Here is an 11,729-nt window from a genome sequence, read left to right as displayed (position 1 = left end):
AAATTCACCAGGGAACCAAGGAAAAGTGGACTTTTCATACCCGGCGGAAGTGGAGCAGTTCCGCGTCGAGCTGCGCGACTGGCTATCGAAGAACCTGACCGACGAGCTGGTGGCCGCCCGTCGGCCCTCCGGACGCGATGACGCCGCTTTCGAGATGCTGCGCGCGTGGAGCGCGACGATGGCCGACGCGGGCTGGGCCGCGGTCTCGTGGCCTCGCGAGTACGGCGGCCGCGGCGCGACGGTTCTCGAGCAACTGGTCTACACGGAGGAAACCACGCGGGCCCGGGCCCCGATGCCGCTCAACGTTATTGGGCTGAACAACATCGCACCGGCCATCATGCAATACGGGACCGAGTCACAGAAGCGCACGCTGCTCCCCCCCATGATGCGGGCCGACGACATCTGGTGCCAAGGGATGTCGGAACCCGAAGCGGGTTCCGACCTCGCCGCACTGCGGACCCGCGCCGTGCGCGACGGCGACGACTTCGTCGTCAACGGCCAGAAGATCTGGACCTCGCTCGGGCATCGGGCGGACTGGTGCCAGCTCTACGTGCGCACCGACCCCGAAGCGCCCAAACACAAGGGCATCTCCTGCCTGATCGTCGACATGACACTGCCGGGCATCGAAGTCCGTCCGCTGGTGACGCTCAACGGCGACGCCGATTTCGCCGAGGTCTTCTTTCACGACGTGCGCGTGCCGGCGGACGCGCGGCTCGGTCCACTGAACGCGGGCTGGCAGGTGGCCACCACCACCCTCAGTCATGAGCGGGCCGGGGCGGCCCGGCTGTACGCCGAAATGCAGGTCCGGCTGGAAGAACTGGTCGACGACATCGCCGCGCACACCGATGCGCTTGAAGATCCCCTTACGCTGCGCCGCCTCGGCGAAATCGCGCTGCGCATCAAGTATTTGGAGGTCCTGTGCCAAAGGTCGATCTCGGCGACGCTGCATGGGGGTGACGCCTTCGGATCGGCGAGCCTCGCCAAGACGGTGTGGGGTGAGATCGGGCAGGACATGGCCGCCCTCGCCTTCGACGTGTTGGGCGCCCGCGGTGCCGGTGCGCCGTGGGCCAACTACCGTCTGACGTCGCGGTCGCTGACCATTGCGGGCGGCACCAGCCAGATCAACAAGAACATCACCGCCCAGCGGGTGCTCGGGTTGCCACGCAAATGAACCTCGAACTCACCGACGAGCAGACGGCGCTGCGGGACACCACCCGGCGCTTTCTGGCCGAGAAGGCGCCGGTCTCAGGTCATGTGCGCCCGCTGCTCGACGACCCGACCGGCACCACCGAGGCGGTGTGGCGCGGCCTCGCCGGCCTCGGGACAACCGGTCTGCTGGTTCCGGAGCACGTCGGCGGCGCCGGCATGACGATGGTCGAGGCCGGCATCGTTGCCGAAGAGCTCGGCGCCGCACTGCATCCGGGGCCGTGGTTGTCGAGCGCGGTCGCCGCCCCCCGGGCGCTGACGCGGCTCGGTGCGGCAGATGCCGCAATCGAGCTGTTGAGCACGATCGCCGATGGCACCACGATCGCCACCGTCTGCTTCCTGGCTGACACTCCGGTCGCCGCGAGCCGGGAGGACTCCGAGCGCATCGTCTTGCGGGGCGAGATCACCGCCGTCCCCGACGCCGCCGCCGCGGGCGTGCTGTTGACGCTCGCCGAGGATGACGGGGGTCAAGGGCTATTCGCGGTACGCAGCGACTCGCCGGGTGTTTCGGTCGCGCCCGAGCGTGGTATCGACCAGACCCGCAAGCAATTCCGGGTCACGCTCGACTCGGCGCCCGGGGAGCGACTGGCCGCGGCGTCCCCGGAGGACGTCGCCGCGGTGCTCGACGATGTGCTGATCGCGACGGCCGCCGACGCTCTGGGCGCCGCGCGAGCCGTCATGGAGATGGCCGTTGCATACGCCAAAACCAGAACACAATTCGGGCAGCCGATCGGCTCGTTCCAGGCGGTCCAGCATCTGTGCGTCGACATGTTCGAGACCCTGGAGTTGGCACGCAGCGGCGTTATCCACGCGCTCTGGGCGGCCGACAACGCCGACCCTGACGAGCGGCACCTGGCCGCGCTGCGGGCGAAGGCGTTCGCCGGGCGCTTGGCCACGGTGGGCGACACGGCCATCCAGGTGTTCGGCGGGATCGGCTACACCTGGGAGCACGACGCCCACCTGTACCTCAAGCGCCTGCTCAGCTGGAGCGCGTTCCTGGCCGGTCCCGATCAATGCCTCACCGAACTCGGTGCGCGCCTTGCGAAGAGCGGCAAGCCGTGATGGATGTCGAGTACCTGCTCACCGCCACCCGCTCGGCGCGCAAGACGCTCGACCTCGACGCGCCGGTCGACCTCGCGGACATCCGGGAGTGCTTGCGCATCGGTTTGCAGGCGGCCAACGGCTCCAATCAGCAGTCGTGGCGCTGGCTGGTGATCGCCGACCCGGCGTTGCGTGCCGAGATCGCCGAGCTGTATCGCGCGGCGTACCTACTGCGGGTCGGTGGCCAGCTGATCGCCGACCTGGTGCCGGCCGGAACGCCGGAAGGCCGGATCATGTCGTCGACGGAATGGCTCGTCGAGAACATGTCGAGGGTTCCGCTGCTGGTGATCCCCTGCTATCAGCCATACCTGCCCCGCATCGAGGGCGACGAATCGTTTCATCAGGCCACGCTGTACGGCTCGATCTTCCCGGCGGTCTGGAACTTTCAGCTGGCGCTGCACACCCGGGGATACGGGACCTGTATCACCACCCTGCACCTGCATCGCGAGGTGGAGGTTCGGCGGCTGCTCGGGATTCCCGAAAGCTACGTCCAGGGCTGTCTGCTTCCGGTCGGCCGGCTGCGTGCCGGTCAGACATTCCGGCCCGCCCGGCGACGGCCGGTCGGCGAGGTGGTCGCGCGCGACGGTTGGGACGGGCCGGCGCTTTAGAATGGTCCCGAGAATGGTCCGGCACCGCCGTTATGCAGCGCATTCGTTTGCGCGCGCTCTGATAGCCTTCAACAAAGATTTGGTTCGTTGAGAGGGACGAATGCGAATGTATGCCGGTCCGCAGTCGTCCGGGCGTGCGCACCGCTGATCATGCCGAGAGCGGAGTCGTTGAAGCCAAGTCTCCCAGCCGATTTCGGTACCCGCCGGACGGAGATCCTCACCACGGCGGCCACGTTGATCGCACAGTCGGGATTGCGGACGTCGCTGCAGGAGATCGCGGACGCGGCCGGCATTCTTCCCGGTAGCCTCTATCACCACTTCGAGTCCAAAGAGGCGATCCTCATCGAGCTGATCCGCCGGTATCAGGACGACCTGGATCGTATCGGGCGTGCCGCGCAGGCCGAGCTGGACGAGCCGGACCCCCGCCCGGTCCCCGAGCGGATCGTCGAGCTGGGCTCGGCGATCGCGGACTGTGCCGTGCGGCATCGCGCCGCGCTGCAGATGTCGTTCTACGAGGGACCGAGCACCGACCCGGAATTGATGAAGCTGACGCAGCAGCGGCCCGTGGCGATCCGGGAGGCGATGCTGCAGACGCTGCGCGCGGGCCGGTGGAGCGGTTACATCAAACCCGACATCGATCTGCCCACGTTGGCCGACCGCATCTGCCAGACCATGCTGCAGGTCGGCCTCGATGTCATGCGCCACAAGTCGCCCCCCGACCAGGTCGCCGCGCTGCTCTGCCGAATCATGTTGCAAGGGTTGGCGACGCGGCCGCCCACCGACGCGGCGCTGGACAGGTCCGATGCCTTCACCGCCGCAAGGAGGGTCATCGACACCTGGTCGGACGACAGCGACGCCGACCCCAGCGACAAAGCGGCCCACGTGCGCGCGGTGGCGCGAACGGAATTCGGCCGCAAGGGCTACGAAGCCACCACCATCAGGGACATCGCGTCCGCAACCGGCCTCGGCACCGGAACCGTCTATCGGGTGATCGGCTCGAAGGATGAGCTTCTCGCGTCGATCATGGAATCGTTCGGCAGGAAGGTCGAGGCGGGCTGGGTCGGGGTGCTGCGCTCGAACGCCACACCCGTCGAGAAACTGGACGCGCTGAGCTGGGTGAACGTCAACGCGCTCGATCGGTTCTCCGACGAGTTCCGGATTCAGCTCGCCTGGATGCGTCAGTCGCCGCCGGACACTCCCAACCCCGGCTGGTTGTACGCCACCCGGCTCCGGCAGATGAAAACGCTTCTTGGCGAGGGCATCCGCTCGGGGGAGATCACCGTCGACGCCGCGTCCACCGCGATGCTGGCGCGGTGCGTCATCGGCTTGCAGTGGATACCGGAGAACATCCTGGCCGAGGTCGGCACACGCGCCGCGCTGGTGCACGTCCGCGATACGGTGCTGCGTGGCGTCGCGGTTCGCCCCAGGTAGGTATTGAACCAAAAAACTGTTACCCATACAGTTGGGCGATTAGAACCGCGTTAGCAGTGAACGAGAAGGGGATTTCCATGACTGTTGTCGATCGGTTGCGCTACGACGGCAAACGGGCTCTCGTCGTCGGCGGCGCCACCGGCATGGGCGCGGCGGCGGCCAAGTCGGCGGCCGAACTCGGCGCCGAGGTGATCGTGATGGACTACGCGCCGGTGAACTACGACGTCGCCAAGGCCATTCAGGTGGACCTGCGCGACCCCGCATCGATCGACTCCGCGCTCGAGCAGCTGGACGGCCCGGTCCACGCCGTCTTCTCGGCCGCCGGCATCGCCGACGGGACCACCGACCTGATGGCGATCAACTTCATCGGCCACCGCCACCTGATCGACCGCCTGCTCGAGAAGAACCAGCTTCCCCCGGGCTCGGCGATCTGCTTCATCTCCTCGGTCGCCGGGATGGGCTGGGAGAACGACCTGGAGCTGCTGACCGAGTTCCTCGCCACGCCGGACTTCGCGTCCGCTCAGGAATGGGTCAAGGCGCACGAATCCGAAGGCATCATCCACTACGGCTTCTCCAAGAAGGTGGTCAACGCCTACGTCGCGACCCAGGGCTACCCGCTGCTGAAGAAGGGCATCCGGATCAACGCGATCTGCCCGGGACCCACCGACACCCCCCTGGCGCAGGCCAACGCCGACCTCTGGCTCACCTTCGCGCAGGACTACCGCGACGAGACGGGCTCGAAGGTGCACACCCCCGAACAAATGGGTGACGTCATGGCGTTCCTCAACAGCGCGGCCGCCTTCGGCATCAGCGGGATCACGCTGCTGGTGGACTACGGGCACACCATGGCGTCGCTCACCGGCGCGTACCCGCCCGGGAAGCCGATCATCGATCTGATCATGGGACGCGTGAAGCTCTAGCGGGTCGCGAGCGCCCGGCCGGGGCACCGGGGAAGTCTCCCGGGCCGACGTCGCGCTGGTGCTGGCCGCCGCGCTCGCGGACGATTCGACCGTCGGCCGAACGATCGACTTCAACAACGGTGAGACACCGATCGCCGAAGCGCTGGCGGGCTGATTCGGCCGGCCGGGGTAAACTCCGCTACGCAGCTGGTCTGCCGTCGCCGCAAGGCAACGGCATCGAGCGAAGCACGTTAGTCACGCTTCGCGAGAGGGAACCCGGTGAGAGCCCGGGACTGTCCCGCAGCGGTATGCAGGAACGACCGCCGTCAACCAAGCACTGGTCGTAAGACCGGGAAGCGACGGCCAGTAGGAACACCGACAGGTGTGCGCCTGCGAGTCCGAAGACCTGCCAGCCGTGCCGGGCGCGCCGCGTCCGGCGGCTCATCGCCTCGTGGAATGGGCGTCTGGCTGAAGGCGTTGCGGTTGTGCACAGGGTGCACGCCGCGGCGGATCGGCTGCGCGTCCGCTGGCGGTGACCACCCCGCTGACCGATAGGACCGTACCGTGACCGTTCAACCATTCGCCGCCACCGTCATCGGCTCGCCACGCATCGGGCCCAAGCGCGAACTCAAGCGCGCCACCGAGGGCTACTGGGCCGGGCGAACCAGCCGGGCCGAGCTCGAGAACGTCGCCGCCACCCTGCGCCGCGACATGTGGAAGGGGCTGGCCGATGCCGGCCTGGACTCGGTTCCGGTGAACACCTTCTCCTACTACGACCAGATGCTGGACACGGCGGTGATGCTCGGGGCCCTGCCCGCGCGGGCCGCACAGGTCTCCGACGATCTGGACCGCTACTTCGCCGCCGCGCGCGGCAACTCCGAGGTCGCACCGCTGGAGATGACCAAGTGGTTCGACACGAACTACCACTACCTGGTTCCGGAGATCGAGCCCGCGACCACGTTCTCACTCAACCCGGACAAGGTGTTGTCCGAGCTGAAAGAGGCTCTTGCGCAAGGAATTCCGGCCCGTCCGGTGGTCATCGGGCCGATCACGTTCCTGCTGCTGAGCAAGGGCGTCAAAGGCTCGGCCGCCCCCATCGAGCGGCTCGAGGAGCTGGTGGGAATCTACGCGGAGCTGTTGTCCCTGCTCGCCGACCCGTCCGTTGGGGGCGCGCGGTGGGTGCAGTTCGACGAGCCGGCGCTGGTCACCGACATCTCCCCCGACGCGCCCGCGCTGGCCGAGGCCGCGTACAACGCGCTGGGCAAGGTCGGCAACCGGCCGGCCATCTTCGTCGCGACCTACTTCGGTGACCCCGGAGCCGCCCTGGCCGGGCTGGCCCGCACGCCGGTCGAGGCGATCGGCATCGACCTGGTTTACGGCGCCGGCACGGCGGTGGCGGGCATACCCGAGTTGTCCGGCAAGACCGTGGTGGCCGGCGTCGTCGACGGGCGCAACGTCTGGCGCACCGACCTGGAGTCGGCGCTGGACAAACTGGCCGCCCTGCGGGATTCGGCGGCCACGGTGGCGGTTTCGACCTCGTGCTCGACGATGCACGTGCCCTACTCGCTGGAACCGGAAACCGGGCTCGACGACGCGCTGCGCAGCTGGCTGGCCTTCGGGCGGGAGAAGGTCGCCGAGGTGGTGACGCTCGCGCGCGCACTGCGCGACGGACGCGACGCCGTCGCCGACGAGATCGCGGCGTCCAATGCCGTGGTGGCCTCGCGCAGGAGCGATCCGCGGCTGCACAACGACCGGGTACGCGCCCGCATCGACTCGATCGTCGCGTCGGGCACCCACCGGGGCGACGCGGCGGCGCGCCGCGCCAGCCAGGAGGAGCGGCTGCACCTGCCGCCGCTGCCGACGACCACCATCGGCTCCTACCCGCAGACCTCCGCGATCCGCAAGGCCCGCGCCGCGCTGCGGGCCGGCGAGATCGACCAGGCGGAGTACGAGAAGCGGATGCGCAAGGAGATCGCCGACGTCATCAAGCTGCAGGAGGAGCTCGGGCTCGACGTGCTGGTGCACGGTGAGCCGGAACGCAACGACATGGTGCAGTACTTCGCCGAACAGCTGGAGGGCTTCTTCGCGACGCAGAACGGCTGGGTGCAGTCCTACGGCAGTCGCTGCGTGCGTCCGCCGATCCTGTACGGCGACGTCGTCCGGACGCACCCGATGACCGTCGAGTGGATCACCTACGCGCAGTCGTTGACCGACAAGCCGGTGAAGGGCATGCTGACCGGCCCGGTCACCATCCTGGCGTGGTCGTTCGTCCGCGACGACCAGCCGCTGGCCGACACCGCCAACCAGGTGGCGCTGGCCATCCGTGACGAGACCGTGGACCTGCAATCCGCCGGCATCGCGGTGATCCAGGTCGACGAGCCGGCGCTGCGGGAGTTGCTGCCGCTGCGCCGCGCCGACCAGGACGACTACTTGCGTTGGGCCGTAGGGTCTTTCCGGTTGGCCACCTCCGGCGTCGCGGACTCCACGCAGATCCACACCCATCTGTGCTATTCGGAGTTCGGCGAGGTGATCGGGGCCATCGCCGACCTGGACGCCGACGTGACGTCCATCGAGGCGGCACGCTCGCACATGGAGGTGCTCGACGACCTCAACGCGGCGGGCTTCTCCAACAGCGTCGGCCCGGGCGTCTACGACATCCACTCGCCGCGGGTGCCGGGCAGGGGCGAGATGGCCGAGGCGTTGCGCGCGGCACTGAGAGCCGTTCCCCCGGAACGGCTCTGGGTCAACCCCGACTGCGGGCTGAAGACCCGCAACCCCGATGAGGTGACCGCGTCGTTGAAGAACATGGTCGCCGCGGCCCAGGAGGTCCGGGCGGGCGCCTGAGCCTGGCGAGCAGACGCAGAATCGCACGATCCGGGCCTCCGGAGTGCGATTCTGCGTCTGCTCGCGCTATTCGGACACCACCTCGACTGGCACGTCGTCGGCCCACGGCTGCCGCGTCACCATGTCCGCGACCCGGATGATGCCGCGTTCGAACTCGCCCGTCGCCGCGTCGACCAGCCGGTAGGCCTGAGTCTGCTTGTGAATCGGCTGGGCGTCGAGCAGGACCACGCGCACCTCGCCCGGCTCGAAGTGGCAGCGTTCCTGCAGCGCGGCGATCAGCTGCTCGTTGTGCATGTGGCCGTCACCGAAATTCCAGCCGATGGCGGTGCTGCAGATGCGCTCGCCGTCGATGAGGATGTAGTCGTCCTCGTTCTGGCCCGCCATCGCGCGGTGCGCCAGGGTGAACAGCGCGCGGCCATGAGTGTTGAACCCGCGGAACGCATATCCCATGTAGATCGGGATCTGGGCGGCCTCCGGGCTGCCGTAGAACCGCTCCAGCTGGGCCTGCGGCATGCTCGCGATCGCCACGATGCCCCGGGTGATCTTGTCGTTGCCCGAGGGCTTGATGCACCACAGCGTGGTGTCCCAGTTCCCGGCGTAGTACCGCATTCCGGGCAGGAACGAGATTTTGCGTGGAAACAGGTTGCCCAGCACAACGATTCCCGCGACGACGACGAACAGGATCGCCACCGCCACGGGGTGTCTCAGGTCGCGTAGCCCCAGGCGGGCGTGCGCCACGAACAGCGCGAGCACGCCGTAGATCATGAAGACGTTCCATTCCAGCGGCACGCCCATGGGGATCGACACGAGGATCCCCAGGTGGAAGCAGACCATCACGATCGCGGCCACCGTGATGGGCCAGCCGCTGTGGCAGAAGAACAACGGCAGCGGCACCAGCATCTCGATGGCGGTGCTCACGTGCGCCAGCAATCGCGACAACCGCCCGGGCCGCAGATCGTCCGGGAAGTTCTCGAAGAACCGCCGCTTCAGCCAGCGGGGCCGCACCAGCGGGTTGTTCGACATCATCGTGGAGATCACGAACGGAAAGTGCTTGTTGAGCTTCGAGGTCGCGGCGCCCATCCAGATGATCAGGAACACCACCTTGGACCCGACGATCATATCGGCGCCGCCGAACAGGAAGGTCACCGCCATGGTCGCGTAGACCTCGCCGCGGGCGGCCAGGAAAATCACTTTGTCGCGCAACCCGAGCACGCCCAACAGCAGCAGGATCAGCACGATCTTCCAGCTCGGCAGCAACCCGACCGTCGTGCCCAGCTCGGGGATCGGCCCGGTGCCGTCGGCGAACAGCGCGCTCAGCGTCACCAGCAGGAACAGCGCGTACAGCGCGACGTCGATCGGCTTGCGCTTGGTGCCCCTGGTCAGGGGGACCCGGTCGGGCCACGGTGGCAGCCGGATGGTGCCGAACCGCATCCAGTACAGGATCGAGCCCATGGGCGGGAAGAACCGGTTGTTCAACGGCCCGAAGCCGCAACCCAGCCCGATCACCTCGAACAGCATCGTGTAGAGCACGACCTTCTCGAAGGCGATGGGTTCCGACCACCACGACGCGACGTTGGTGAAGCCGCCGAAGCCTCTGGTCGCCGAGGCGAACACCCAGGCGCCGAGGATGTAGAGCAGGATCTTGACGACGTAGAACAGGTGCAGCGCGACCGGCGTGCCGAAGCCCACTTCGGCCCAGTGCTTGGCCATCGGCCGGATCTTTTCGCTGCGGGTGCCCTTGTTCCACTCGGCCATGTCGAGCTGCGGCAGCTCAGGCTTGAGAAATCCCATGGTGGTCAGATTAGAACGTGTTCTAGGCGCGCGGCACGTAAGCGGGGCAAGAAACCTTTGCCACCGAGGAGGCACCACGATGACCGGCACCCGCGATCTGGTGTGGCAGTACGGCGGCCCGGGCTGAGCCGCGCGCACTCCCGAGTGTGAGGTGAGGGCTTTCGGTGTGCGCTCAGGACGAGAAATCCGCGCAGTTCCCGCCCTGGACACACACTCAAAGCCGTGAGCGCACACGCGTTTTCACTCACCAAAGATCCCGGGAGTGATCACCGGCGCCCGCTCGAGCGCCCGCGGATCGACCATGACATTGAGCGCGTCGAGGTCACCCGCGGGCAGATCCGCCAGCGCGTCCACCGTGGACAGAAACCTGTCCCGCTCCGCCGGTGCGACGAGGCCGCCGGTGAGCTCGGTGAACTTCTGCACGTACTGCGGCCTTCGGAACGGCCGCGCGCCCAACGGGTGGGCGTCCGCCACGGCCAGTTCGTCGACGATCACTTCGCCGCTCTTGAGCGTGACCTCGGCGCGCGCCCCGAACGCCCGCTCCGCTGGGTCCGTCGCGTGGTAGCGCCGGGTCCACTCCGGGTCCTCGACCGTGCAGACCTTGCGCCACAGTTCGACGGTGTCGGGCCGGTGGGCCCGCTCCGGGGCGTAGGAGCGTTCGTGATGCCAGCTGCCGTCCTGCAGCGCGACGGCGAAGATGTAGGGCAGCGAGTGGTCGAGCGTTTCCCGTGACGCGTCGGGGTCGAACTTCTGCGGATCCCCCGAGCCCGTTCCGATCACGACGTGGGTGTGGTGGCTGGTGTGCAGCACTATCGTGGCCACCTCATCGAGGTCACCGATTCGTGCCCGCAGCCGCCGCGCCAGGTCGATGGGGGCCTGGCTCTGATACTCCGCCGAGTGCTCCTTGGTGTAGCTGTCCAGGATGGCGCGCTTGGGCTCGCCGGGAGCGGGCAGCGGCACGTGGTATTCGCGTTCGGGTCCGCCCAGCAGCCAGGCGATCACGCCGTCCTCCCCTTCCCAGATGGGCGCCGGCGACCCCTCACCGCGCATCGCGCGGTCCACGGCCTCGATGGCGACCTTGCCGGCGTGCGCGGGGGCGAACGCCTTCCAGCTGGAGATCAGACCCTTGCGGGATTGGCGGGTGCTGGTGGTGAGGTGCAGCGCCTGCCCGATCGCCTGGTAGATGGTCTCGGTGTCCAGGCGCAGCATGGTTCCGATGCCCGCCGCCACCGACGGCCCCAGATGCGCGACGTGGTCGATCTTGTGCTCGTGCAGGCAGATTCCGCGGGACAGGTCGATCTGGATCTCGTAGGCGGTGGCCAGTCCGCGGAGCAGGTCGGCGCCGGGCAGCCCCAGCTGCTGGGCGACCGCGACCAGCGGGGGGATGTTGTCGCCGGGGTGGGAGTACTCGGCGGCCAAAAACGTGTCGTGGAAGTCGAGTTCGCGCACCGCGACGCTGTTGGCCCACGCCGCCCACTCGGCCGAATAGGTTCCCGCGACCCCGAAAACCCTTGCCCCGCGCGGCGCGGGATGGGCCAGCGCCTGCCGGCGCGCCACGGTGACCGGCCGGCGCAACACGGCGGCCGCACTGACCGCCGCGTTGTCGATGATCCGATTGGCCACCATCTCCGCGGTTTCCGGCTCGACCGCGACCGGGTCGGCGGCGACCGCCGCGATTTTCGCCGCCAGGTGTTCGGCGCGGGGAAAGTCGTCGGAGCTGCGCCGCGTCCGCACCGTATGCACCAACACAAACCCGCAGCCTATGGGCGGCGAGAACGCCTGCGGAAATCTCCGTGAACCCGCCGCCGCCGCGCCGGTCGAGGTGTAGTTTGCTGCTGGGGCGCTGCCC

General features: G+C 68.1%; 8 protein-coding genes, 1 pseudogene and 1 riboswitch. Of the genes and pseudogenes, 7 read left to right on the top strand and 2 right to left on the bottom strand.

The window, feature by feature from the left end; all coding sequences use genetic code 11:
* Window positions 1-25 precede the first annotated feature (25 nt).
* From U8D42_RS03055 to metE, 7 genes and pseudogenes are all read left to right on the top strand, one after another.
* Entirely contained in the window at window positions 26-1,171 is a 1,146-nt protein-coding gene (locus U8D42_RS03055; protein WP_322859280.1) for an acyl-CoA dehydrogenase family protein, read from the top strand.
* The gene (locus U8D42_RS03050; RefSeq protein WP_322859281.1) at window positions 1,168-2,268 is read left to right on the top strand and encodes an acyl-CoA dehydrogenase family protein; all 1,101 of its coding nucleotides are present in this window, start codon (window positions 1,168-1,170) and stop codon (window positions 2,266-2,268) included. The genes U8D42_RS03055 and U8D42_RS03050 overlap by 4 nt, the downstream gene beginning before the upstream one ends.
* Entirely contained in the window at window positions 2,268-2,915 is a 648-nt protein-coding gene (locus tag U8D42_RS03045) for a nitroreductase family protein (RefSeq protein ID WP_322859282.1), read from the top strand. The genes U8D42_RS03050 and U8D42_RS03045 overlap by 1 nt, the downstream gene beginning before the upstream one ends.
* A 150-nt stretch (window positions 2,916-3,065) precedes the next feature.
* Entirely contained in the window at window positions 3,066-4,346 is a 1,281-nt protein-coding gene (locus U8D42_RS03040; RefSeq protein WP_322859283.1) for a TetR/AcrR family transcriptional regulator, read from the top strand.
* Window positions 4,347-4,423: 77 nt separating this feature from the next.
* A complete protein-coding gene (locus U8D42_RS03035) occupies window positions 4,424-5,266 on the top strand; it encodes an SDR family oxidoreductase (protein ID WP_090421648.1) in 843 nt (280 codons plus the stop codon).
* A pseudogene (locus tag U8D42_RS03030) lies at window positions 5,265-5,420 on the top strand (NAD-dependent dehydratase); the annotation flags it as partial. The gene U8D42_RS03035 and the pseudogene U8D42_RS03030, both read left to right, overlap by 2 nt.
* Before the next feature lie 16 nt (window positions 5,421-5,436).
* Window positions 5,437-5,673, top strand: a riboswitch (cobalamin riboswitch).
* A gap of 136 nt (window positions 5,674-5,809) precedes the next feature.
* Window positions 5,810-8,089: a 5-methyltetrahydropteroyltriglutamate--homocysteine S-methyltransferase gene (metE, locus tag U8D42_RS03025; RefSeq protein ID WP_322859284.1), complete on the top strand. Its 2,280-nt coding sequence runs from the start codon at window positions 5,810-5,812 to the stop codon at window positions 8,087-8,089.
* A 66-nt stretch (window positions 8,090-8,155) separates the two neighbouring features.
* Here the strand turns inward: metE and U8D42_RS03020 are convergent, their stop codons facing one another.
* Both U8D42_RS03020 and prpD read right to left on the bottom strand, forming a co-directional pair.
* A complete protein-coding gene (locus tag U8D42_RS03020; protein WP_322859285.1) occupies window positions 8,156-9,880 on the bottom strand; it encodes a DUF3556 domain-containing protein in 1,725 nt (574 codons plus the stop codon).
* Between the two features lie 240 nt (window positions 9,881-10,120).
* Complete coding sequence (prpD, locus tag U8D42_RS03015) at window positions 10,121-11,629, bottom strand: 2-methylcitrate dehydratase PrpD (protein ID WP_322859286.1); 1,509 nt, start codon at window positions 11,627-11,629, stop codon at window positions 10,121-10,123.
* Window positions 11,630-11,729: the final 100 nt, after the last annotated feature.

Origin of the sequence: Mycobacterium europaeum (assembly GCF_034555895.2) — a bacterium.
In the GTDB taxonomy this organism is placed as follows: Bacteria; Actinomycetota; Actinomycetes; order Mycobacteriales; family Mycobacteriaceae; genus Mycobacterium; species Mycobacterium europaeum.
This window is presented reverse-complemented; position numbering and strand designations above follow the sequence as displayed.

Excerpts from the sequence above, each read along its gene's own strand:
- U8D42_RS03045 (WP_322859282.1), top strand. The coding sequence starts at position 2,268 with ATGGATGTCGAGTACCTGCTCACCGCCACCCGCTCGGCGCGCAAGACG.
- U8D42_RS03050 (WP_322859281.1), top strand. The coding sequence starts at position 1,168 with ATGAACCTCGAACTCACCGACGAGCAGACGGCGCTGCGGGACACCACC.
- U8D42_RS03020 (WP_322859285.1), bottom strand. The coding sequence starts at position 9,880 with ATGGGATTTCTCAAGCCTGAGCTGCCGCAGCTCGACATGGCCGAGTGG.
- U8D42_RS03035 (WP_090421648.1), top strand. The coding sequence starts at position 4,424 with ATGACTGTTGTCGATCGGTTGCGCTACGACGGCAAACGGGCTCTCGTC.
- U8D42_RS03040 (WP_322859283.1), top strand. The coding sequence starts at position 3,066 with ATGCCGAGAGCGGAGTCGTTGAAGCCAAGTCTCCCAGCCGATTTCGGT.